A 21,620-nucleotide genomic window follows, 5' to 3' on the forward strand; every position below is an offset into this window, starting at 1 on the left:
TTTGGTAGGTGGGGTCGGAGCGAGGCGAGGTCCAGGCGGCGTCTGGGCCCGCCGCAGCCCGGCATCCACTTACCAAACACGCCTTAGAACCGCTTGACGAACCCACGCTGCCAAGGTGTCTCGACGGCGTGCCGGGAGTAGTGCTGCCGCACGTACGCGACGGCCTCACCGGCCGGTACGCCGTCGAGGACCGCCAGGCAGGCGAGCGCTGTCCCGGTCCTGCCGCGCCCGCCGGCGCAGCCGAACTCGACCCGGCCCGTCCGCGCCTCCTCGAGCGCCTCCTCGAGCGCCGCCCGGAGCGCGTCACGGTCCCGCGGCAGCCCGAAGTCCGGCCACCGCACCCACCGCCGCGGCCACGCCGTCGCCGCCGGCTCCCGCCCGAGGGCGTAGACGCCGAGCGTCGGCACCGGGCCGTCGGGGACAGGCTTCGACAACGCCCGCCCCCGTACCGTCAACCCCGACGGCAGCCGCAGCAGCCCCGGCGTGTCCTCCGGCCAGAGCGCGGTCACGGCTTCGGCCGGAAGCTGGCGAACACCAGGTCCAGCGACGGCCTGGCCGCGGCCCAGTCGGCGTCGGTGGTCTGCCAGTAGAACCCGTACGCCTGCTTCGGCGACGTGACCACCCCACGGTTGTTGACGTGCTGCCGCGCCCCCCGCACGAACGTGAACTCCCAGTCCGCCGCGGTCACGAAGTACGGCACCGGCTGGATGTGGATCTCCGCGTACCCGGGGAAGTCGCCCCCGGCCAGCCGCGCGTCCCGCTGCGCCGTCCAGTCCTTCACCGGGTCCGACTTCGGCCGGTCCGTCTGGTCGATGCCCAGGACCCGCCCGTCACCGCGGAAGTACACGATCGACCCCTCCTTCGACCGCCGCCAGCCGGCCGGCACGTACACCGAGAACCCCGACGGGTCGCGGTAGTCGATCCACCCGGCCGGCAACGGCGGCAGCTGCCCCGTCCCACCCGGCTCCTGCGACGGCTCCGAAGAAGGCGGCGCCGACGACCCGGTCCCGGCGGGCTCGCTGGACGCCGCCGCGCTCGGCGACCCGGCCGCCGCACTCGTGGCCGCCGCCGTCGACCCCGCCGAACTGGCCGGCGCCGCGGTCTTGTTGCTGTCGTCCCCACCCTGCCGCACCAGCACCCACGCGAGCAGCACGACGACGACAAGGGCCCCACCGACAGCGGCGAGCACCTTCGCAGGGGGTTTTCCGCGTGTACGACCACCGTCCCCGACCAGCGGCGAAGCCGACCCGTCCGAGACGGATGCCGGACCGCCGGTCGTCCCGGACACTCCACCCGGTGCTACGGGCACAGTGCTGTCCACACCCCGCCCACCACCGGCACCGCCACCGCTCCCGGCCATCTCGGTCTCAGCACCCGCAACCCCGGCCGCCGCGACACCGCCCCCGGCGACGGGCGCCTCGGCATCGGCCCGCTGCTCTGCTGCGGCCTGTGCATCGGCTGCGACCTGTGCTTCAGCGGCCGCCTGCGCTTCGGCTGCGGTCCGTGCTTCTGCTGCCGCCCGCGCCTCGGCCGCCGCCTGTGCCTCGGCCGCCGCCTGTGCTTCGGCTGTCGCCCGGCGTTCGGCTTCTGCGCGCGCCTCGGCTTCGGACCGCGCGTCCTGCGCCGCCTGCCTCGCGGCTTCGGCCTGTGCTTCTGCTGCCGCCTGCGCTTCGGCTGCCGCTTGTGCCTCGGCCTCCGCACGTCGCTTGGCTTCCGCGAGGGCCTCGGCCTCCGCGCGTGCCGCAGCCTCGGCCCGCGCGTCCTCCTCCGCCTGCCTCGCGGCCTCCGCCCGCGCTTGCGCTTCCGCTTCGGCAAGTGCCGCGGCTTCGGCCAGCGCCGCGGCCTCGGCCTGCCTCGCGGCTTCGGCCCGGGCTTCTGCCTCCGCCTGCGCCTCTGCTTCGGCCGCTGCCTGCCGGTCGGCCTCGGCCTGCGCTTCGGCCGCTGCCTGCCTCGCGGCCTCCGCCTGTGCCTCGGCTTCGGCCAGCGCAGCGGCCTCGGCCTGCGCCTGTGCCTCGGCCGCTGCCTGCCGGTCGGCCTCCGCCTGTGCCTCAGCTTCGGCCAGCGCTGCGGCCTCGGCCTGCCTGGCGGCTTCGGCCCGGGCTTCTGCCTCCGCCTGCGCCTCTGCTTCGGCCGCTGCCTGCCGGTCGGCCTCGGCCGGTGCCTCAGCTGCCGCCTGCCGGTCGGCTTCGGCCTGTGCCGCGGCTTCTGCTTCGGCCTGGAGCGCCGGCGCTGCCTCCGGGGTCTCCTCCTGGGCGGTCGCGGCTTCCGGTGCCCGCTGCGCGGGCGGAGCGGCCTGCTCGAAGGCGGGAGGTTCGCTGGCGGTGGGATCGGCGGGAGCTGGACGTACCGTCGCGGCGGCCGCAACCACAGGAAGAGGCTGGACGACCGTCGGCGGGTCCTGGCGGGTGCGGGGCTGGACGACGGTCGGCGGGTCGGCCGGTGCGGGGCGCTGCGCGGGGACGGGCGGCGCGGGCGGCGTCGGAGCCGGGGTCTGTGCCGGAGCCGAACGGCCCCAGCCGCTCAGCCATGACCGGCGGCGACGCTCGGTGGGGGCGACGAGGGCGGCGCGGAGACGTTCCTCGGTCTCGGCGAACCCCGACCTGGCCCGCGGGTCCTTGCGCAGCAGGCCCCGCAGCGCGGGGGCGAGCGCACCGGCGCGCTGTGGCGGGTCGAGCTCGTCCGACGCGAGAGCCATGAGGGTTTCCATGGCGGAGCCGCGCCCGTACGGTGACCGGCCCTCCACCGCCGCGTACAGCGTCGCGCCCAGCGACCACAGGTCACCGGCGGCGCCGGCGGTGCCGTCCCGGGCCCGCTCGGGGGCGATGTACTCGGGCGAGCCGAGGACCAGGCCGGTGCGCGTGACGTGACCGTCGCCCTCGATGCGGGCGATGCCGAAGTCGGTGAGGACGACCCGGCCGTCGTCGCCGAGCAGCACGTTGCCGGGCTTGATGTCGCGGTGGTGGACACCGACGCGGTGCGCCGCCTGCAGCGCGGCGAGGACCGCGAGCCCGATCTCCGCGACCCTGCGCGGGGGGAGCGGCCCGTCGGCGCGCAGCGTCTGGTCCAGCGACCGCGACGGCACGTACTCCATGACGAGCCACGGCTGCCCGTCGAAGGCGAGCACGTCGTACACGCGGACCACATTCGGATGGGTCAGCCTCGCCGCCGCGCGTGCCTCCCGCAGCGTCCGCTCCATCGCGACGTCGCGCGCGCTGTCGAGCAGCTCCGGCGGCAGGATGATCTGCTTCACGGCGACGTCCCGCCCGAGCGTCTCGTCCCGGGCACGCCACACCCTGCCCATCCCGCCCGCCCCGAGTGGTTCAAAAAGGCGATATCGGTCGGCGACGAGGGCGGGCGCGGCGGTCATGCACAAAGGTGTACCCGATCGATCACCCAAGCACGCAATCGGCACACCGCACGGCACCCCTACCGTCGCGAGGATCACGACACGTCCACCCGTGCAACCTCACCCGATCTGTTGACAACCGGACTGCACCCGATCACCTACCGTCATGGGACGGCGGGTTTGCGCGGCTCGGAGGCATTTGTGCACCAGAACGTTCTCGACCTCGGCAGCACGGCGGGGACACTGCTCCTCACCTGCTACGTGATCGGCGGCCTCGTCACCGCCGCGGCCGGCGTCCTGCCCGGCAACCCGCCGAAGCTCCGCCTCCTGTGCCTGACGGTCGGCCTCGCCCTGTCCGGCTGGGCCGCGAAGGTCCTCGTCCTCGGCGGCGTCATCCTCGTCGGGCGCGTCGTCCTGGTGGTGCCCGTGACGCTGACGGTGGCCGCGGTCGCGGGGACGTTCCGCGCGTACAGCCGCCGCCGGACCACCTCGGCCCACCCGTCCCGCCCGCACCCGGTGGCCGCCCGGACGTACACCGAGCCGGCGCCACTGCCCCCGACGTACGTCGCACCGGCGGCGTTCGCCGCCGCTCCGGCTTCGGGGTCTGTGGCTCCGGCTCCGATGTCTGGGGCTCGGGGTGTGGTGGCCGCTGCTCCGGTCCAGGCGTTCACGGGCTCCCCGGAGCAGCTGACGGCTGCGGGTGCCGTGTTCGCAGCGCCGGACCCGGTGTTCACGGCGTCGGACCCGGTGTTCGCTGCTCCGGCTCCCGCCTTTGCCGCAGCAGGTCCGGCGTCCACCGCCGGCGCCGATCGGCGGCCGCTCCACATGCGGGCCGCCGCACAGCCGAGGTTCCACGGGCACGCGATCGCCCCGCCTGCCAAGTTCCCGACACCGCCGCGGTTCGCACCACAGCCACTGCACAACGTCCCGTCGCCGCGCCGCGGACAACCACATCGCCGTGCACGCGGACCACTCAGCGAACCACCTCCGGACGCCGTCATCCCCCCTTCCGTCCCACTCGCTTCCCACCAGGTCAACTCCCGCGCACTTCTCGCAGCCCAACCCGTCGCCCGCGCAGCTGTCGCAGCCCGGCCCGTTGCCCGCGCAGCCGTTCCCCGCGCAGCCGATGCCCGCGCAGCTGTCGCAGCCCGGCCCGTTGCCCGCGCAGCCGTTCCCCGCGCAGCCGATGCCCGCGCAGCTGTCGCAGCTCGACCCGTTGCCCGTGCAGCCCTTCCCTGCCCAGCCGATGCCCGTGCAGCCCTTGCGCGCGCCGGAGTGGGCACGCACGCAGGTCTGGACAGGCGTGCAGGAGCTGCCACCCGCGCACGACCTGTCGCCCGCGCACGACCTGTCGCCCGCGCACGACCTCCAATCCGTGCACGGCCAGCCGAGCGCGCACGACCTGCCGCCCGTGCGCAACTGGCCGCCCGTGCAGGACCACACCCGGTCGCGGCACTCGTCGTGGTCACCGGAACCGGTCGTGGGGCCACGGCGTGCCGTACCGTCGCAGCCCGACGCGACGCCGATGTCAGCGCAGGCCTCCGTGCCGCCGCAGCGGATGGCACTCGCCCTGGTGACCGACCCTTCGCCGTTGCAGCCGTCCGCCGTCCGCGCCCGGCACCGCGCCGCCGGAACGTCCGCCTGACCCGGATCCACCCCCTGACCGCGTCACCGCAGGCCGATCACCTCCCCTGACGTCCTCCACGCCGCGACGACCGGCGGCGGCTCCTGCGCGCTCAGTCACCTCGGCCCGACCCGGCTCCCCTTCCGTGACACGTCACTCCTGGTCGACCACCTTCTCCCCGGCGGGCGGCGGGAACAGCCGGTCGACCAGGTTGTCGACGAGCGTCTCCACCCCGTGCGGCCGCAGCACCTCGGGCATGGTGAGGTCGTCGACGATCAGGCCGAGCATGCCCAGATAGAGCAGCAGCACCGAACCGCTGTCACCGGGCAGGCCCGCGTCGACGTGGAACGCCACATTCGCCTCCAGGTCCGCGGTGAAGAACCTGGTCAGCGTGATGTCGAGCTCAGGCCGGCGGGTCGCCTCCAGCCGCAGCTCCAGTAGGGCCAGATGGCTGCTGCGCTCCTGGCGGGTCCGGTCGAGGAGCTGGTGCATGAGCATCTTCACAAGGTCGCGGGACGGTGCCGCCCGCATCGTCTCCGCCAGCTCCCGCGGGTCGGGGGTGAGTCGCTCCCGGACCCGGAGCATGAGCTGCTCCAGCAGGTCGGCGCGGTTGTCGAAGTAGTTGGACGTGGTGCCCGTCGGCACCTCCGCCCGCTGGTCCACCGCGCGCAGTGTCAGCCCCCGCGACCCCTCGTCTGCCAGGACCTCGATGGCGGCGTCGAGCAGTGCGGTCCGTCTCGTGGGGTTCTGACGCATCGCTGGTCCCTTCTCACCGATCTGGTTGACACCACTGCAATCACAGTACTACATTCAAACCACTTCATCCATAGTACTTCAATATCGAAATGAGTGGCAGACATGCGAAAGCTGACCTACCTCGTGGCCGTCACGCTCGATGGCTTCATCGCGGGACCCGACGGGCAGTTCGACTTCCTCGGCTTCGAGGGCGACTCCGCGGCGGCGATCCTCGCCGACTGGCCCGAGACCATGCCCACGCACGCCCGGGGGCCACTGGGCCTCGAAGGCGTCGCCAACCGGCGGTTCGGCACCGTCGTCATGGGCCGCGGCACCTACGAGCCCGGCCTCGCCATCGGCGTGACGAGCCCATATCAGCACCTGGAGCAGTTCGTCTTCTCCAGAACGCTCACCGACGTCGACCCGACCGTCACGTTCGTGGGCGGGGACACCGACCCCGCCGCGTTCGTGCGCGACCTCAAGCGCCGCGACGGCCTCGACATCTGGCTGTGCGGCGGCGGCAGGCTCGCCGCGCAGCTGGTCGACGAGATCGACGAGCTGATCCTCAAGGTCAATCCGGTCGCGGTGGGCTCCGGTGTGCCGCTCTTCGCCGCCCCGTTCAAACCGATGCCGTTCCGGCGGACGGGCGTGCGCGCGTTCGACACCGGGGTTTCGATCCTGACGTTCGAGCGGGCGGTGCCGGCATGATCCGGGCCGCGACGTCCGACGACATCGACCGGGTCGCGGCCGTCGCCGTCGACGAGCCGATCGGCTGGATCGGCGCCGAGCGCTTCCACGCCGACCTCGCCGCACGGATGTATCGGCCGGAATGGACCTGGATCGCCGAGCGTGACGGGCGGATCGTCGCCCGGGCGCTCTGGTGGGGACTGTCCGGCAGCGCCCATCCGGCCGCCCTCGACTGCCTGAGCACCGACCCGTCGGTGCCCGACCGTGTGGGGCTCGCGGCGCAGCTGCTCCGGGCGGGCATGTCGACGTTCGGCGCAGCGGTGCCCCCGCAGTTCAACGTGTCGCTCGCCGAGGGCTGGCGAGACCACCCCGCGACCGTGGCAGCCGTCGCGTGGCGGCGGGAGGCGGTGCTCGCCGTGGGGCTGACCGACGAGGTCGAGCGGCTGCGGTTCGAGTGGACGCCCGAGTCGTCCGCTCCACGTGGTTCGGCCGTCCCACCCGACCCCGCCACCGGCGGACCGGGGAGCGACGGCACGGCGGCAGGCGACGGCGGGACGGGCGGGCGTCTGGTGTTCAGAGAAGGGCGCGACGACGAGTTTCTCGACCTGTTCCGCAGGGTCGCGGCCGGCAGCCTCGACGCGCAGACCCGGCGGAGCGTGGCCGCGGACGGGGCGGACGCCACGGCACGAGCCGACCTGGAGTTCTATCTCGGATGCCCGGGGGAGCGTGCGTGGTGGCGGGTCGCCGAGACGCCGGGTGGGGAGGTGGTGGGGCTGGCGGTGCCGTCGGCTACGCCGTACCACCGCAATGTGGGCTATCTCGGTGTCGTGCCCGAGATGCGCGGCCACGGGTATGTCGGCGACATCCTCGCCGAGATCACGCGAGTCCACGCGGCGGACGGGGCACGGGTGATCACGGCGACGACGGACACGGGCAACGCGCCGATGGCCGCGGCGTTCCGGCGGGGAGGGTATCGGGTCAGCGAGATCAGGCTGGTCTACACGGCGCCGCCGGTGGGACAGCCGGCCGGGTGAGCTGCGGGTGCGGTCAAGTCAGCGCGACGTCAGCGGCGTTTCAGGGTGCCGACGCATCCTTTCCGGCATGAGCTCATCACCGCAGGCGCGGACCGTCTTCGTCGGCACGCCGGCGTTCCTCGGACGGATCGACGGCGTGACCCGCTGCGCGTTCTGGACCGGCGAGCCCGTCGAGCACGAGTTCGACCCGGCCAGGCTGATCAGCGTGGACCTGGCGAGGACACCGTCGGCGGCCGCGGCGAAGGAGATCAGCTGGGCGGACGTCGACGTCGACGACTGCTTCAGCGGACCGGACGGCGACACCGGCGGCTCGACGCTCGGGCCCGCATGGCCCGAGCTGCAGCTGACCGGTGTCGTCTACCTGGCCGTGGACTTCGTCGACCGGCTGCCGGTCGCGCTGCGGCCGTCGCCGGGGGCCGGCGGGTTCGCGGGTGAGCCGTATGAGTGCCAGTCCGTCGTGTACTGGCCGGACACCGCCGACCCGAGAGCCGGCAACCGGTATGCGGGACACTGCGCGGACGTCCTCGAGCAGCGGGGCACACTCGCGCGGGTCGCCGTGTACCCGCCGGGCCGGTCCACAGATCCGGGGACGTCGCCGGTCACGATGTGGCTGGACCTCGCCTCCCCGGAGCACTGCGACGCGGGCCCGGGCAGCCTCACCGAGGTCGGCGGGGACGTCACGCGTGGCGCCCTGTTCCTGATCGCCGGCCATGTCCATTCCTCTTCGACAGATGACAGGAGCATCGAATGACGACCCACCGCCCGTTACGCACGACCGTGCTCGTCGGCGCGATCGGACCGAAGATCCCGCCGTGGGCGGGGCCCACCCGGGCCGCGTCGCACGTGCGCGCCGCCGGATCGCCGGCCGGCCAGGCCGGGCCTGGGACCGGCACACTGACGACGTCCGTCCGGCATCGTGCGCTGACGACGCCGACCCGGTCCCGCACGCTGGCCGGCCCCGCCCGCCACCACGCGCCGGCGACCTCTGCCCGCGCCGGTGCGCTGCAGCCCATCAAGTGGCCCGACGCGCTGGGCGACTGACACCGAGCCGCTGACCACAAGCTCACGGCCACCGAGTCCGCCGGCCACCGAGTCCGCCGGCCACCGAGTCCGCCGGCCACCGAGTCCGCCGGCCACCGAGTCCGCCGGCCACCGAGTCCACCGGCCACCGAATCCACCGGCCACCGAACCTGCCGACCACTGAGCCGCCGGCCGCCGCGTCGTCGAGCGACGCCCGTGCAGGGGGCGGGTCGTCGACCGTTGCGTCGTGGATGGGAGATCGCCGCCCACCGCGTCGTCGCGGCGCAGCTGGCCCCGGAATGCCACGTCGTCGAACGGCTGGCGTTGCGGCGGTGTGTTGTCGGACGTCGCGGTGAAGGGCGAGCGTTTCAGTGGTGTGCCGTTGGACGTGTGCCGTTGCAAGGGTGTGCGTTGCGGCGGTGCGCTGTCGGGCAACGCGGTAAGAGGCGAGCGTTCCAGCGGCGTGCCGTTGGACGCGCACCCTTGCAGGAGCGGACCTTGCGGTGGGCGAGCCGTTGAACGCTGCGTCGATGAAGGGCGAGCCTGCAGACGGCGAGCCGCTGGGCGTCGCGCCGTTGAAGGCTGCGGTGGTGAGCTGTCGAGCGCTGTGTCGTTGAAATACCCCCCCGCAACGGAAGCCGTTGTGTCGTTGACGGGAGATGGTGGGCCGCTGGACGCTGCTGCGCCGGGAGCGGCAGGCATTGCGGCGGTGAGCCCGTCGGAGGCCTCGTCGGCGAGGCGGAGGGTTGTCGAGGATCGCGTCGTGGAGAGGAGAGTCGAGGATCGCGTCGTGGAGAGGAGAGGAGAGGAGGGAGAGGCGTTGAGCGCGGGGTTGGCGGGTGTCGCGTCGTTGAATGTTGCCTCGCCGGACTGTGCCGAGGCGTTCTTCGCCGGTCGGGTGGTGCGGTGCGGGGTGCTGCACCACGCGGCGTCGCTCGGTGAGCTGCGGGACGTGCTCACGTCGGTCGAGTGGCCGCAGGGGCCGGTGCACCTGGACCTGATCGGGCATTCGACGCGGGGGCATCGGTTGTTGCGGCTCGGGCGTACGCCGATCGACATGCTCGACCGTGGCGTCGCGCGGTTCTTCGCCGGGCTCGCCGCGGACAGGGTGCTGGAGCGGCACGACGTGGTGGCGGTCCGGCTCCTCGGCTGTCAGACGGCGGTGACCGATCCGGGTCGCCGCACGCTGAGGATGTTGTCGCGGGTGCTGGGGGTCGCCGCGTACGGCACCCTCGTCCCCCTCTTGAAGAGCCACTCCGGCGCGGCGGGGTTGTCGCCCAGGTTCGCGCACGTGCTCGCCTCCGGCTGGACGCCCACCGATCGATGAAGCCCCCGCCCCTGAGCCGGGAGTCTCCCGGCTCAGGGGAAGACGAACAAAAGGTCAGACAGCGGCGGCCAGGGCCAGCGCGAATCTGCCCTCGCGGTCGGTCCACCAGTGGCGCAGGGCGAAGCCGGCCGACGAGAGCTCCGCGGTCAGCCCGTCCTGGTGGAACTTGGCGGAGACCTCGGTGCGCAGTTCCTCGCCGTCGGTGAAGTCGACCGTCAGGTCCAGGGCGGCGATGTGCACGCGTTGGGCGCCGGTGGCGCGCAGGCGCATCTCGATCCATTCGTTGGCGGGGTCCCAGAGGGCCACGTGGGAGAAGGCGGCGACGTCGAAGTCGGCGTCGAGGGTGCGGTTGAGGACGTGCAGGACGTTGCGGTTGAACTCGGCGGTGACGCCGGCGGTGTCGTCGTAGGCGGGGACGAGGACGGACGGTGATTTCACGAGGTCGGCGCCGAGGAGGAACCATTCGCCGGGGGAGAGGCGGGCGCGCAGCGCGGCGAGGAAGGGCGCGCGTTCGGCGGGGGTGAAGTTGCCGATCGTGCCGCCGAGGAAGGCGACCAGCCGGTCGCCGTTGTCGGGCAGGGCCTCCAGGTGGTTGACGAAGTCGGCGACGATGCCGTGGATGTGCAGGTCCGGGTAGTCGCCGCGGAGGGTGGTGACGGCGTCGCGGAGGGCGGACGCGGAGACGTCGAGCGGGGCGAACGAGCCGAGCGTCCCGGCGTCGCGCAGCGCGGTCAGCAGCAGGCGGGTCTTCTCCGAGGAACCGGAGCCGAGCTCGACCAGGGTCTTCGCGCCGGTGACGCGGGCGATCTGCGCGGCGCGGTCGGTGAGGATCTCGCGTTCGGCGCGGGTCGGGTAGTACTCGGGCAGGCGGGTGATCTCCTCGAACAGTTCGCTGCCGCGGGCGTCGTAGAAGTACTTCGGCGGGAGGGTCTTCGGGGTGGCGGTGAGTCCCGCCCGGGCGTCGGCGCGCAGGGCGGCGGTGAGGTCGGTGTCGAGCAGGTACACGTCGAGGTCGGGATCCTGCAGGGTCACGAGAAAACACCTTCCGATATGCGCACCGCGGACGGGTCCGCGACGAGCAGCGAATGGTCGGGGACGGGCCGCCAGGCCGGGTCGTCGTCGAGCGGCTCGGACGCGACCAGGGCCGCCCCGCCGGCGGTGGACACGGACAGCGCGTGGCCGTACGTGGTGGCGGCGATCGACCGGCCGTCGGTGAGCAGCAGGTTGAGCCGCGACCCGGGCGCGGCCGCGGCGACCGACGAGACGACCGAGGACAGCGCGGAGGCCGCGGATCCGCCGGTACGAAGGTGCTCCCGCACCAGTGCCCACAGCAGCGCGGCGTCCGTCGGCGCGTCCAGGGTCATCAGGTCGCGGACCGGGAGCCGGGATGCGAGGTCGGTGACCGCGTCGGGCCAGCCGACGATCTTGCCGTTGTGGCTGAACAGCCAGGAACCGTCGGAGAAGGGCGCGGCCGCGGACTCGTTGACCGGCATCCCGACCGTCGCGGAGCGCACGGCGGCCAGGACCGCGCCCGAGGACACGGAGGCGGCCAGCGACGGCAGCGCCGGATCGGTCCACAGTGGACGGGCCGACCGGTACACCACCGGCCCGGGGAACCAGCCGAGCCCGAAGCCGTCCGCGTTGATGGTGCCGCCACGGCGCATGTCGCGCGGCGCCCACGACTGGTGGCACAGGCCGTGCGGCGGGTCGAACAGCAGGCGCGACAGCGGGACCGGCGGGCCCACGTACGCCAGGTGCCGGCACACTAGGCGGACTCCGGGAAGGAACGGGCGGTGCGGAAGCCGCTGAAGATCTGGCGGCGGATCGGGTGGTCCCAGTTGCGGAACGTGCCCCGGCACGCGGCCCGGTCGGTGCCGAACGAGCCGCCGCGCAGCATCTTGTAGTCGCCGCCGAAGAACACCTCGGAGTACTCGCGGTACGGGAACGCGCTGAAACCCGGGTAGGGCAGGAAGCCGCTGTCGACCCACTCCCACACGTCGCCGACGAGCTGGTGGACGCCGAGCGGTGACGCGCCGTCCGGGTAGGCGCCGACGGCGGCCGGCGCGAGGTGCCGCTGGCCCAGGTTGGCGTGGCGGGACGTCGGATCCTCGTCGCCCCAGGGGTACCGGCGGGAACGGCCCGACGCGGGATCGTGCCGCGCCGCCTTCTCCCACTCCGCCTCCGTCGGCAGCCGGCGCCCGGCCCACGCCGCGTACGCCTGCGCCTCGTGGAAGCAGACGTGCACGACCGGGGCGTCCGGCACGACCGGCGCGGTCCGGCCGAAGGTGGTCGCGGCGAAGCCGTCGCCGTCGCGGGTCCAGTGCAGCGGCGCCGACAGCCCGGCCGTGACGCGGTGCCGCCAGCCCACCGGCGTCCACCAGCGTTCGTCGTCGTAGCCGCCGTCGAGGATGAACGCCGCGTACCGCTCGTTCGTGACCGGCGCGGCGTCGATCCAGTACGCGGGGAGCTCGACGCGGTGCGCGGGCCGTTCGTTGTCCAGCGCCCATGCCTCGGTCGACGTGCCCATGTCGAACCCACCGGCGGGGACGAGCACCTCACCGCCGACCGTGACCCGCGCGGCGGGCGGCGGGTCGGCGGACAGCACCGGCGGCCCGGCCCGCAGCTGGTGGGTGGCCAGCATCGTCTCGTCGTGCTGCTGCTCGTGCTGCACGATCATCCCGAACGCGAACCCGTCCTGCAGGAGCCGCCGCGCGGCCGCGGGCGGCACGTCCGGCGAGGACGCCACCGAGGACGGCACCGAGGACTGCGGCAGCCCGTCGAGGACGTCGAGCACCTTGTCGCGCACGGTCGCCACGTACGAGCGGGCCTCGGCCGGGCTGAGCAGCGGCAGCTGCGGCCGGTCCGCGCGGGGGTGCTTGAACGCGTCGTAGAGGTGGTCGATGTCCTGCCGGACGGGTTCGCGGCCGCCGACGTCCCGGACCAGCCACAGCTCCTCCTGGTTGCCGATGTGCGCCAGGTCCCAGACCAGCGGCGACATCAGCGGCGAGTGCTGCCGCACCAGGTCGGTCTCGTCGACGGCGTCGGTGAGGACGGCCGAACGGCGGCGGGTCCGCTCCAGTTCCGCGGCCACCTGCTCTCTAAGACTCATTTCGGGTGCTCCCTTCGATGACGTCACGCAGGAGTGCGGCGGGCAGGTCGAGCCGCGACAGCGCCAGGTCGCGGACCGCGGTCGCGGCGCGGGCGAGCGCCGGGTCGGTCATGCCGAGGCGGGCCGCGACGGCCCACCGGCCGGCGACGGGCTCGCACAGCTCCCGCACCCGGTCGATGGTCGGCTCGTCGGCGAGCAGCGCGGTGAGGATCGCCGCCGGCGCGAACCAGTCGGGGCCCGCGACGGTGTCGAGGTAGCGCACCTCGAGGTAGCCGCGGGGCCGTACCGGCGGAAACAGCGTGCTCAGGTGATAGTCGAGGTCCGCGTAGGTCGGCGGGCCGTCCACGGCACCGGCGATCCAGTCCGCGAACGTCACCCCGGCCGGCACGGTCCACGGCCCGTCCGGGCGGCGGATGCAGAGCAGCTGCGCCTCGAGGGCATACCGGGCCCACCGCGAGGCGGGGTCGTCACCCGGCGGCACCTGCCGGGTCCTGGACGGGTCCATCGCCAGCCAGGTGCGCATCCGGGCGGACGCCCACCCGGTGTCGTGCCCGGCGTGCCGCCGCGAGTTGGCGAACAGGGCGATCAGCGGCGGCCCCAGGTCGTGCACCGCGGCCCAGCGCGACGGCGGGCCCGCGTCCAGGCAGACCTGCAGGCCGGCGGTGCTGCACATCATGGTCCGGCCGGCGTCGTTGCGCCGGGCGAAGGCGGCCGCCATCGCGTCATACCGGGGAGTGGAGAGCATCCGCCGTGGCGGGCGGTGCGGGTCGATGCCGGTGCCGCCGAGCTCGAGCCCGAAGCGGGCGAGCCGCCCGGTGAGCTCGGCCAGGTCCGCGCCGACGGCCTCGTGGAGGTCGGTCAGGGACCGTTGCGGGAGGGTGGAGAGCTCCACCTGGCCACCCGGCTCGAGGGTGACGGCCGACCCCCGCCGCAGCGGCAGGTGCGCCGAGCCGGCGCGCAGGGTGGGTGGTGCGTGGTCGCCGAGCGCCTGACACAGCCGATCCGGGTCGACGTAGGCCGTGGGACTGGCGCTGGCATGGACGGTGTACTCGAGCTCGACGCCGACCGTCTCGGGTGGTCCGGTTTTGAAGCAGATCGATGCAATGTAGCCCTCGGCCTGCTCAATCGCACAGATCACCGCATCGGGGTCGGCGGCCGTGCGGTCGATACGCAAGGTCGCCATGCGAGCCGACGCTACCCGAGGATCCGGCCGTCGGCGAATGCCCAGGTTGAACAAACAGTTACCGATCCATTACGAACGCCCGTTCGAACTGGGCGTACACCTGCTGGTCACGGACCTTCGAAATACCCGGACGAGTGAACGTCCACACCTGCGATTCCCGATCCGTGATCCCGGCGCGGCGACAGCTCAGCGCAGCAGCCGGTACAGGCTGATCGCCTCCCGCACGACGGGCTGGAACACCCGGAAGCGGGACATCCCGACGAGCCGGTCGATCAGCGGCGTGGACCGCTCGACCAGCAGCCGCGTTTTCGCCTGACCGGGTGAGGTGTCGTGCACCCAGTACAGCGTGATCCCCATCTGCGCGAGCCACAGCAGCTCCGGCAGCTCCGCCCGCAGCTCCGGGTCGATCTTCGTGGTGGCGCCGTCGACCACGGACCGGAACATCCGCATCGACCGCTCCCGGGTCGGCGCGGAGTCGGCGCTGAACGGGCTCAGCGGCGAGCCGGGCTCGGCGGCCGTCTTGAAGAACGACCCGGCGAACCCGTGATAGGGGGCCATCGCCTCCACGCCGGTGAGCAGCGCGGCGCGCAGCCGGTCGACGAACGGCCCCGGCGCCGCCAGCGCCTGCCGGCACGCCTCGTCGTGGGCGTCCTGCACCGTGGTGTAGAACGCCTGGACCAGGTGGTCCTTCGACGGGAAGTAGTAGTAGGCGTTGCCGACCGACACGCCGGCGGCGGCGGCGATCGCGCGCATCGTGGTCTTGTCGTAGCCCTGCTCGCCGAAGAGCCTGACCGCCGTGTCCACGATCAGCCGCCGGGTCTGGTCGCCCTTCGCGGTGGACTCGCCGGGCTCAGAGGTCGCAGGTGCCGCCACAGTCCGAACCATATCCCCGTGACCGGTCCGTCCGGCGTACCGCGGCCGCCGCCGCCACCGTCCGCCGCGCCACGGGCCGCAGACCCGGGCGGGAAAGGCGCGCCGCCAGCCCCCGATAGCCGTCCAGCGCCCACAGGCAGATGATCCACGCGCCGTCGCCGGTGTAGACGCCGCCGTCGTCGGCGACCACCGTGATGTCGGCGAGGGTCTCCGCCGGATCGAGCGCCGGATACCGGCGGCGCGCCTCGTCCGAACCCGCCGGCACGAACTCCAGCGGCACCAGCTGTGCCCGCGACGCGAGCCACGCCCGTGCCGTCCGGCACAGCCCGCAACCCGCGTCGTAGAGCACGGTGAGTCTCGTGATCACTGCGGCGGCTCGGGCCGCGGTTCGGGCCGCTGCTCCGGCTGCGGCACCGGTCTGGTGTACCCCTGCGGCGGCACGGTCGGCCGTGGGGCCGGGTACTGCGGCATCGGGTGGCCCACGGGGATCATCCTGTTCGGCGCCACCGGCGGCGGCAGCTGCTCCAGGGTCCGCCGCCGGCGGAACCGGCTCAGCACGAACAGGTTGAAGAAGTGCAGCCCGCCGAGGACGAGCAGCACCAGGCCGAGCTTCAGCGCCAGCGCCTCCATCGCCGTGCTGCCGTCGGGCAGCGCCTGCCCGATCTTCAGCGCCACCGCGACGTAGCCGAGGTTGAGCAGGTAGAAGCCGACGACCAGCAGATGGTTGACGGACTTGGCCAGACGCTCGTCGGCGAACGCGTCGTCGAGGAACACCTGGCCGTTCTTGAGCAGCGTCCGCGCCACCCAGACCGTGAGGACGATGCTCACCGCCAGGTAGATCAGGTACGTGCCGAACTTGATGTCCATGAGCCGGCCCTTCTTGAACGTGTTCAACTACGTCTGACGGTAGACCCGTTGTTGAACATGTTCAATTGTGTGCGCCGTCTCAGCCGCCTCAGGTGTAGAGCACCCAGGGGCCGTCCACGGTCCCGACCGCCACCGCGCGATCGAGGTCCCGCGAGGAGTGCAGGAGCACCGTCCCGTCGGGCAGCTGCCGCAGGGCCGGCGCGTCGCTCGTCGGCACCGGGATCAGCCGGATCCCGCCGGAGGACCAGACGTAGAGGCCTTTGCGCGGGGACGCGCCCAGCAACCGGCCACCGCCCACGGGGATGACGGCCCCGTCGACGGCGTCCTCGCCTGCCCGGACCGCCGGCGGCTCGCCGCCAGGGACCGGCGGCAGCAGCTCCAGGCGCCTGCCGTCGGCGGTGTCGCGCACGTACCAGATGTCGTCGCGGGCCGGTGACGGCAGCAGCGCCGTGCGCGCCGGGTCGCCGTGCACGTCCTGCCAGGTCGTGCCGTCCGCGGAGTACACCAGCAGGGTCGGCCCGCCGGACCGGCCCTCGTCCAGCAGCGCCCACAGGGCACCGGTGGGGGTGCGCACGACGTCCCGGAGGCTCATCCCGGCCCGCACCGGCACGACCCCGACGTCTCCGGCGCCCTCGATCGTCAGCCGGTCGCCGGTCGTGCCGAAGCGGTCCGTCCCTATCGACCGGGGTTTCGGGTCCGGGTACGTCTCGGCGTCGTTGCGGTTCCAGGTGTCCCCGGAATCGCCGGACTCCCAGTTCTGCGGCTTGTCGCCGAGCATCATCAGGGCGACGTGCCGCGCGTCGATCGCCTCCAGGTGCCAGTCGGCGGCCCGGTCGAGGCGGACGTCCGGCACCGTGCGCGGCTGCCAGGTGCGCCCGCCGTCGACGGTGCTGCCCAGCCGCGGGACGCAGAAGCCGGCCGGCGGGCAGCCGGGGAACAGCGCCCAGCCGTGCCGCCGGTCGGCGAAGCGGACCTGGTGCGGGCCGGTCGCCCCGGCGAGCACCACGGGCCGCTCCTCCAGGGAGAAGCCGGCCGGCCCGGCGGGGCGCAGCGCGACGCCCCCGGCGGTGGCGATGGCCGCGGCGACGATCCCGGCCAGCCACACCCGCGGCCGGCGGCCGCGGCGGACCGGCAGCGCGTCGACGGGCAGCGGCCGGAACGTGGCGGCCGCCTCCTGCGCGAACCTGGCGAACTCGTCCTCGACCCGGATGTCACGCATGCCAGGCCCCCTCTCTGAGATCGGCGGCGAGCGCGATCCGGCCACGGCTCAGCCAGGAGCGGACGGTGCCCTCGGCGACGCCCTCCTGTTCGGCGATCTCCACCGCGGTCAGCTGGCCCAGGTGCCGCAGGACCAGGGCGCGGCGGTGCGCGGCCGGGAGCTTCGCCAGGGCGTCGAGCAGGACCAGCCGGTCCGGCGACGGGCCCTGCACCGGCTCCGGGGTCCGCTGGCGCTGCAGGAAGCGCAGCGCGCTCTGCAGGCGGCGCAGCCTGCTCGTCGCGAGGTTCCACGCGACGTGCCGCACCCAGGCGGCCGGGTCGGCGTAGCCGGCGACCGCCGGCCAGCGTTCCAGGGCGCGGCAGAACGCCTCCTGGGTCAGGTCCTGGGCCTCCGCGTGGTCGCCGAGGTACGCGTAGAGCTGCACCGCGACCCTGGTGAACTGGGTGCGGTACAGCTCCGCGAAATCGTCCGGTGGGGCTGGCATGCCGGTATCACGCCTGGGCCCGCCGCAGTGTTGCAGCCGTTCTACAGCCCGGCGACGAGCAGGGCCGCGACCAGCAGGGACGCCTGGTGCAGGGCCTGGTCGGCGACGTACATGCCGCAGACCGGGCTCGTCGTGTCGGCGAAGCGCGGGGAGCCCGTCGCGCGCAGCACCGCCCGGACCGGCCAGCGGCGGTCGAGCAGGCCGTGGGTCACGGCGGAGAACGTGATGCCGGCGGCGACCCCCGCCGGGGACAGCGGCAGCCGCAGCGCCGCGCAGGTCAGCAGCAGGGCCGCGGTGACCGTCAGGTGGTAGGTGAACAGGTGGCCGGCGAGGGCGCGCCAGCCGTCCCGGCCGGGCGTCGCCTTGTGCGTCGCCTGCCGGTCGGTCTGCGCCACGTGATCGCCGAGGGAGTGCCCGACGAGCAGGACCGCGAGGGCCACGACGAAAACCACGGACCGGGTCAGCGTGTCATAGGACATGATGGAGGGGCTCCTCACGGGGAGCAGCGGGACGGTTCGGTCTTGGAGGATGGGACCGTCCCGCCGCATCGACATCGACGGAGCCGCCATCATGCGCACGGTTCCGCGCCGACTTCTACGTCGAACGTTGCAGAACACATGTGTCGTGGGTCGCGTGATCCACTGCGGCGCGCGGCTTCCCCGGTGGGTATGAACGGTGGCATGGTTGACGCGAGCGTGGGCTGCACCCTGGAGTTCGAGGTCCGGGAGACCGCCGACATCCACCTGATGATCGCCGTCCATCCACGCCCCGGCGTGACGGCCGACGAGACCTTCGACGTCCGGCTCGACGGCGGGCCGGTCCCGCTGCGCCAGGTCGCCGGCGGGCACTTCCTGACCGCGGGCCCCGGCCTGCTGCGCGTCGACTACACCGCCGGGGTCACGGTGCGCCGCGGCGACCCGGAGCGGCTCGACCTCGCCGGGCGCATCGCCGCGACCCGCCCCAGCCGGTACTGCCCGTCCGACCGGCTCGCCGGCTTCGCCGCGCGGTTCGCGGGGGCCGAGCCGGCCGACGCCGTCGCGGAGATCGTCGGCCACGTGCGGCGGCACACGCGGTACGCGGCGGGCACGTCGACCGGCACCACCGACGCCGCCGACACGCTGCTGTCCGGCGCCGGTGTCTGCCGCGACTTCGCCCACCTGGTCACCGCCCTGGCCAGGGCGGTGGACATCCCGGCCCGCACCGCCGCCGTCTACGCGCCGGGCCTGTCCCCGATGGACTTCCACGCCGTCGCCGAGGTCGCCGTCGGCGACGAGTGGCGGGTCGTCGACGCGACCGGCCTCGCCCCGCGGCAGAGCCTGATCCGGATCGCCACCGGCGCCGACGCCGCGGAGACCGCCTTCGCCACCGTCCTGACCGGCGCCGCCGACCTCACGTCGATCGAGGTCCGCGCCGTCACCACCGGCGACCTGCCCACCGACGACGGCCACAGCACCGTGCACCTGCCCTGACGGCCGCCGGCACCCCCGGCGCCTGGTCGAACGGCGCCGGGGGTGCCGGGGGTGGGGTGTGTCAGAAGCCGAGCTTGCCCGCGCCCGCCTTCGCGGTGACGAGGGCGGGGACCGCCGTGGCCGGGTCGGGGGCGGCGGCGCGCAGGGTGGGCACCCACGTCGAGGCCGGCAGGTCCGGGTCGTGCGTGGCGTTGTACTCCGCGACCAGGCTCACCTGCGACACCGGGCCCGTGCCGACGCGGGTCGCCGTGCCGAGCTCGGTGATGGCGCCCGGGGCGGTGCCGCGCCAGTCGTAGACGACGGAGGACAGCGGGATGTCGGCGCTGCGCAGCAGGAAGTTGTTCTCCGCGTACAGCGACGCGTAGACGCCGACGCCCCACGAGTAGCTGTAGGAGTCCTCGTCGGTGGCGTAGAAGTAGTTGGAGTACACGTCGACCTGGCCGAAGCGGACCCGCGGCACCCGCTGGCCCACGTTGGCGAAGCGGTTGTGGTGGATGGTGACGCGCAGCTTGCCGACGTCGGCGCCGACGGTGTTCGACGAGCCGATGAGCATCGTCTTGTCGTGGTCGAGGAAGCTGTTCCAGGAGACGGTGACGAGGTCCGCGGCGCGGATCACGTCGAGGGCGCCGTCGTGCACCTGGTACGGGCGGCCGAAGTACAGCGGCTGCGTGTCGTCGGTGTTGTTGCCGTCGCTGAAGGTGTTGTGGTCCGCCCACACGTGGGTGGCGCCGGTGACGGTCACCGTGTCGTAGAGGGAGTTCCAGTTGCCGAGCGCGCCGTCGGTCGGGTCCCAGGCGGGGAAGCAGTCGTGGGCGTCCTCGAGGCGCAGGTTGCGCAGGATGACGTTGTCGACCTTGTCGATGAGCAGGTTGGCGCCGCTGATCTTCGAGCCGCCGAGGCCGATGATCGTGGTGTTGCCGCCGACCTTGATGTTGACCAGCGCGCCCTGGTTCTTCGCCGAGCGGACCCGGGCGTCCTCCAGGGGGCCGGACGGCTTGGTGGCGCGGCCCCAGGCCGCCGGGTCGTAGGCGGCCAGGAACGCGTCGAGGCTGTACGCGGGGTCGGCGTAGTCGGCGCAGGTGCGCCCGGCGTTCGCGTCGATCCCGCCGGACACGAAGACGATCTTCGGGGTGTCGCCGGCGACGGCCGCGGCGAGCTCGTCACGGGTCCGGACGGTGAGGACGTTGTCCGCGGTGGCGGCGGAGCCGCCGGTGGTGCCGGTCGTGTCCGAGGCCCAGCCGTCCCCGGCGGGCAGCGCCTGGCGGGCCAGGGCGAGAGCGGCCGGTGGCGTGCCGGCCGCGGACGCGTTGACGGCCGCGCCCGCGAGCAGGGCCGCGCCGGCGACAGCGGCGGCCACGACAGTGGTCTTGCGCATACGGACTCCAGGAAAAGAGACGAGGAAAGCGCATTCCTAAGGCGTCAACGTCCCACCCGGCGCGGAGCGGAGTCAATGCTCTGCGTTTGCAGGAATGTTGCAGAGATCAGGACGGCGGGATGACCCAGTCGGGATGCGTCTGCGCGAACGCGTCGAGCCGGTCGGCGCGCGCCGCCTCGAACAGCGTCAGCGACACGGGGTCGAGCTGTTCGTAGGCCGTGCCGTTGCGGTTCGCGGCGTTGAACCTCCCGCCGTTGGTCCGCAGCATCGTCACCGCGTCCGGCCGCAGCCCGCGCAGCTGCAGCAGCCAGTCGCCGACGGACCGGCCGTTGCCGTCGAACGTCAGCGACTCGCCGACCGCCGTCAGCGCCCGGTTCAGCGCCAGGGGGTTGGTCAGCACGCCGGCCGAGGTGACCCGGTGCGCCAGGGCGGTGATCAGCTGCTGCTGGTGCCGCTGCCGGCCGTAGTCGCCGTCGGGGAGGAGCTCGCGCTGCCGCACGTAGTCCAGGGCCTCCCACCCGGCGAAGTGCCGGCAGCCCACCTCGTACACCTGCGGCGTGACACCGGCGATGCGCTCCGGCCGGAACGTCGGGGGGATGAGCCGGTACGGCGCGGTCTGCCGGCCGCCGGTGTCCCACCCGATGTGCACGGACACGGTCCGGGCGTCGACGCACAGGTCGACGCCGCCGACCGCGTCGACGACCCGGCGCAGCCCGGCGAAGTCGATGATCGCGCCCGCGTCGAACGCGAGGCCGGTGAGGCGCCGCACGGTCGTGGCGAGCAGCGCGAACCCGCCGGCCCGCCCGCCGTCCCGCGAGCCCTCGGCGAACGCGGCGTTGAGCTTGCCGGTGCCGTGCCCGGGGATCTCCACCCGGGTGTCCCGCGGCAGCGACACCAGCCAGGCCCGGTCGCCGCCCGCCGACACGTGCACGACGATGATCGAGTCGGCCCGCGCGCCGGCCTGGTCCTCACCGGGCCGCGCGTCGATCCCGACCAGCAGGATGTTGCGCCCCGGCTGGTCGTGGGCGGGGAAGGGCGACGGGCGCGCGGAGCCGCCGATCCGGGGCGCAGACTCGATGGTGATCTCCCGCGGCGGCCGGTCCCGCGCCGCGTCGCCGAGCAGCTCCATCTGGTCGACGGTGCCCTCGTAGTGCCGCCACGCGGCGGTACCGCCGCCGCCGAGCACGACCAGGGTGGCGGCCGTGACCAGGAGCCCACGCCACGTCACACCGTCCCGATCGGCCGCGCGGCGGCGCAGATTAGGACTC

General features: G+C 73.5%; 21 protein-coding genes and 1 pseudogene. 7 read left to right on the forward strand and 15 right to left on the reverse strand.

Annotation, left to right across the window (positions count from 1 at the left end; all coding sequences use genetic code 11):
• Positions 1–83 precede the first annotated feature (83 nt).
• Both ACZ6TV_RS24710 and ACZ6TV_RS24715 read right to left on the reverse strand, forming a co-directional pair.
• On the reverse strand, positions 84–509 hold the full coding sequence (locus ACZ6TV_RS24710) for a protein-tyrosine phosphatase family protein (RefSeq protein ID WP_465299611.1): 426 nt from the start codon (positions 507–509) through the stop codon (positions 84–86).
• Positions 510–2,380: 1,871 nt separating this feature from the next.
• A pseudogene (locus ACZ6TV_RS24715) lies at positions 2,381–3,367 on the reverse strand (serine/threonine-protein kinase); the annotation flags it as partial.
• Positions 3,368–4,442: 1,075 nt separating this feature from the next.
• On the opposite strand from ACZ6TV_RS24715, the gene ACZ6TV_RS24720 reads away from it, so the two are divergent.
• Positions 4,443–4,991: a hypothetical protein gene (locus tag ACZ6TV_RS24720; protein ID WP_465299612.1), complete on the forward strand. Its 549-nt coding sequence runs from the start codon at positions 4,443–4,445 to the stop codon at positions 4,989–4,991.
• A 132-nt stretch (positions 4,992–5,123) separates the two neighbouring features.
• Here ACZ6TV_RS24720 and ACZ6TV_RS24725 read toward each other — a convergent pair whose 3' ends face one another.
• Complete coding sequence (locus ACZ6TV_RS24725) at positions 5,124–5,726, reverse strand: TetR/AcrR family transcriptional regulator (RefSeq protein ID WP_465299613.1); 603 nt, start codon at positions 5,724–5,726, stop codon at positions 5,124–5,126.
• Positions 5,727–5,828: 102 nt separating this feature from the next.
• On the opposite strand from ACZ6TV_RS24725, the gene ACZ6TV_RS24730 reads away from it, so the two are divergent.
• The 5 genes from ACZ6TV_RS24730 to ACZ6TV_RS24750 all read left to right on the forward strand — a co-directional run bounded on the left by ACZ6TV_RS24730 (position 5,829) and on the right by ACZ6TV_RS24750 (position 9,773).
• Positions 5,829–6,413, forward strand: a complete 585-nt coding sequence (locus ACZ6TV_RS24730; protein ID WP_465299614.1) for a dihydrofolate reductase family protein — start codon at positions 5,829–5,831, stop codon at positions 6,411–6,413.
• The gene (locus ACZ6TV_RS24735) at positions 6,410–7,426 is read left to right on the forward strand and encodes a GNAT family N-acetyltransferase (protein ID WP_465299615.1); all 1,017 of its coding nucleotides are present in this window, start codon (positions 6,410–6,412) and stop codon (positions 7,424–7,426) included. The genes ACZ6TV_RS24730 and ACZ6TV_RS24735 overlap by 4 nt, the downstream gene beginning before the upstream one ends.
• 67 nt (positions 7,427–7,493) lie before the next feature.
• Positions 7,494–8,177, forward strand: a complete 684-nt coding sequence (locus tag ACZ6TV_RS24740) for a hypothetical protein (protein ID WP_465299616.1) — start codon at positions 7,494–7,496, stop codon at positions 8,175–8,177.
• Positions 8,174–8,467, forward strand: coding sequence for a hypothetical protein (locus ACZ6TV_RS24745; RefSeq protein WP_465299617.1), 294 nt, complete (start codon positions 8,174–8,176; stop codon positions 8,465–8,467). The genes ACZ6TV_RS24740 and ACZ6TV_RS24745 overlap by 4 nt, the downstream gene beginning before the upstream one ends.
• Before the next feature lie 799 nt (positions 8,468–9,266).
• The gene (locus tag ACZ6TV_RS24750) at positions 9,267–9,773 is read left to right on the forward strand and encodes a hypothetical protein (RefSeq protein ID WP_465299618.1); all 507 of its coding nucleotides are present in this window, start codon (positions 9,267–9,269) and stop codon (positions 9,771–9,773) included.
• A gap of 54 nt (positions 9,774–9,827) precedes the next feature.
• Here ACZ6TV_RS24750 and egtD read toward each other — a convergent pair whose 3' ends face one another.
• The 10 genes from egtD to ACZ6TV_RS24800 all read right to left on the reverse strand — a co-directional run bounded on the left by egtD (position 9,828) and on the right by ACZ6TV_RS24800 (position 17,987).
• On the reverse strand, positions 9,828–10,799 hold the full coding sequence (gene egtD, locus ACZ6TV_RS24755; RefSeq protein ID WP_465299843.1) for an L-histidine N(alpha)-methyltransferase: 972 nt from the start codon (positions 10,797–10,799) through the stop codon (positions 9,828–9,830).
• A gap of 2 nt (positions 10,800–10,801) precedes the next feature.
• Positions 10,802–11,539 carry an ergothioneine biosynthesis protein EgtC gene (gene egtC / locus ACZ6TV_RS24760; RefSeq protein WP_465299619.1) on the reverse strand — a complete coding sequence of 246 codons (738 nt, stop codon included), beginning with the start codon at positions 11,537–11,539 and terminating at the stop codon, positions 10,802–10,804.
• Positions 11,539–12,882, reverse strand: a complete 1,344-nt coding sequence (gene egtB / locus ACZ6TV_RS24765) for an ergothioneine biosynthesis protein EgtB (RefSeq protein WP_465299620.1) — start codon at positions 12,880–12,882, stop codon at positions 11,539–11,541. The genes egtC and egtB overlap by 1 nt, the downstream gene beginning before the upstream one ends.
• Positions 12,872–14,065 (reverse strand): ergothioneine biosynthesis glutamate--cysteine ligase EgtA, encoded by a 1,194-nt coding sequence (gene egtA / locus ACZ6TV_RS24770; RefSeq protein WP_465299621.1) that lies wholly within the window; start codon positions 14,063–14,065, stop codon positions 12,872–12,874. The genes egtB and egtA overlap by 11 nt, the downstream gene beginning before the upstream one ends.
• Before the next feature lie 186 nt (positions 14,066–14,251).
• Positions 14,252–14,938 (reverse strand): TetR/AcrR family transcriptional regulator, encoded by a 687-nt coding sequence (locus tag ACZ6TV_RS24775; protein ID WP_465299622.1) that lies wholly within the window; start codon positions 14,936–14,938, stop codon positions 14,252–14,254.
• The gene (locus ACZ6TV_RS24780; protein ID WP_465299623.1) at positions 14,916–15,305 is read right to left on the reverse strand and encodes a thiol-disulfide oxidoreductase DCC family protein; all 390 of its coding nucleotides are present in this window, start codon (positions 15,303–15,305) and stop codon (positions 14,916–14,918) included. Before ACZ6TV_RS24780 ends, ACZ6TV_RS24775 begins: the two co-directional genes overlap by 23 nt.
• On the reverse strand, positions 15,302–15,832 hold the full coding sequence (locus tag ACZ6TV_RS24785; protein WP_465299624.1) for a hypothetical protein: 531 nt from the start codon (positions 15,830–15,832) through the stop codon (positions 15,302–15,304). The genes ACZ6TV_RS24780 and ACZ6TV_RS24785 overlap by 4 nt, the downstream gene beginning before the upstream one ends.
• A 61-nt stretch (positions 15,833–15,893) precedes the next feature.
• A complete protein-coding gene (locus tag ACZ6TV_RS24790) occupies positions 15,894–17,024 on the reverse strand; it encodes a hypothetical protein (protein ID WP_465299625.1) in 1,131 nt (376 codons plus the stop codon).
• Positions 17,017–17,508, reverse strand: a complete 492-nt coding sequence (locus ACZ6TV_RS24795) for an RNA polymerase sigma factor (RefSeq protein WP_465299626.1) — start codon at positions 17,506–17,508, stop codon at positions 17,017–17,019. Before ACZ6TV_RS24795 ends, ACZ6TV_RS24790 begins: the two co-directional genes overlap by 8 nt.
• 41 nt (positions 17,509–17,549) lie before the next feature.
• A complete protein-coding gene (locus ACZ6TV_RS24800) occupies positions 17,550–17,987 on the reverse strand; it encodes a DUF3307 domain-containing protein (protein WP_465299627.1) in 438 nt (145 codons plus the stop codon).
• Between the two features lie 201 nt (positions 17,988–18,188).
• Here ACZ6TV_RS24800 and ACZ6TV_RS24805 point away from each other — a divergent pair, with 201 nt between their 5' ends.
• The gene (locus ACZ6TV_RS24805; RefSeq protein ID WP_465299628.1) at positions 18,189–18,977 is read left to right on the forward strand and encodes a transglutaminase-like domain-containing protein; all 789 of its coding nucleotides are present in this window, start codon (positions 18,189–18,191) and stop codon (positions 18,975–18,977) included.
• A 61-nt stretch (positions 18,978–19,038) separates the two neighbouring features.
• Here the strand turns inward: ACZ6TV_RS24805 and ACZ6TV_RS24810 are convergent, their stop codons facing one another.
• Both ACZ6TV_RS24810 and ACZ6TV_RS24815 read right to left on the reverse strand, forming a co-directional pair.
• A complete protein-coding gene (locus tag ACZ6TV_RS24810; RefSeq protein WP_465299629.1) occupies positions 19,039–20,352 on the reverse strand; it encodes a pectate lyase family protein in 1,314 nt (437 codons plus the stop codon).
• 106 nt (positions 20,353–20,458) lie between these two features.
• Positions 20,459–21,580: an LCP family protein gene (locus ACZ6TV_RS24815; protein ID WP_465299630.1), complete on the reverse strand. Its 1,122-nt coding sequence runs from the start codon at positions 21,578–21,580 to the stop codon at positions 20,459–20,461.
• Positions 21,581–21,620 lie beyond the last annotated feature (40 nt).

This window comes from Dactylosporangium sp. NPDC051087 (assembly GCF_055586325.1).

Bases quoted from the DNA above. Each gene is read 5' to 3' on its own strand.
- ACZ6TV_RS24745 (WP_465299617.1), top strand. From the start codon at position 8,174: ATGACGACCCACCGCCCGTTACGCACGACCGTGCTCGTCGGCGCGATC.
- ACZ6TV_RS24725 (WP_465299613.1), bottom strand. From the start codon at position 5,726: ATGCGTCAGAACCCCACGAGACGGACCGCACTGCTCGACGCCGCCATC.
- ACZ6TV_RS24790 (WP_465299625.1), bottom strand. From the start codon at position 17,024: ATGCGTGACATCCGGGTCGAGGACGAGTTCGCCAGGTTCGCGCAGGAG.
- ACZ6TV_RS24735 (WP_465299615.1), top strand. From the start codon at position 6,410: ATGATCCGGGCCGCGACGTCCGACGACATCGACCGGGTCGCGGCCGTC.
- ACZ6TV_RS24805 (WP_465299628.1), top strand. From the start codon at position 18,189: ATGGTTGACGCGAGCGTGGGCTGCACCCTGGAGTTCGAGGTCCGGGAG.
- ACZ6TV_RS24740 (WP_465299616.1), top strand. From the start codon at position 7,494: ATGAGCTCATCACCGCAGGCGCGGACCGTCTTCGTCGGCACGCCGGCG.
- egtB (WP_465299620.1), bottom strand. From the start codon at position 12,882: ATGAGTCTTAGAGAGCAGGTGGCCGCGGAACTGGAGCGGACCCGCCGC.
- egtA (WP_465299621.1), bottom strand. From the start codon at position 14,065: ATGGCGACCTTGCGTATCGACCGCACGGCCGCCGACCCCGATGCGGTG.
- ACZ6TV_RS24800 (WP_465299627.1), bottom strand. From the start codon at position 17,987: ATGTCCTATGACACGCTGACCCGGTCCGTGGTTTTCGTCGTGGCCCTC.
- ACZ6TV_RS24730 (WP_465299614.1), top strand. From the start codon at position 5,829: ATGCGAAAGCTGACCTACCTCGTGGCCGTCACGCTCGATGGCTTCATC.
- ACZ6TV_RS24810 (WP_465299629.1), bottom strand. From the start codon at position 20,352: ATGCGCAAGACCACTGTCGTGGCCGCCGCTGTCGCCGGCGCGGCCCTG.
- ACZ6TV_RS24795 (WP_465299626.1), bottom strand. From the start codon at position 17,508: ATGCCAGCCCCACCGGACGATTTCGCGGAGCTGTACCGCACCCAGTTC.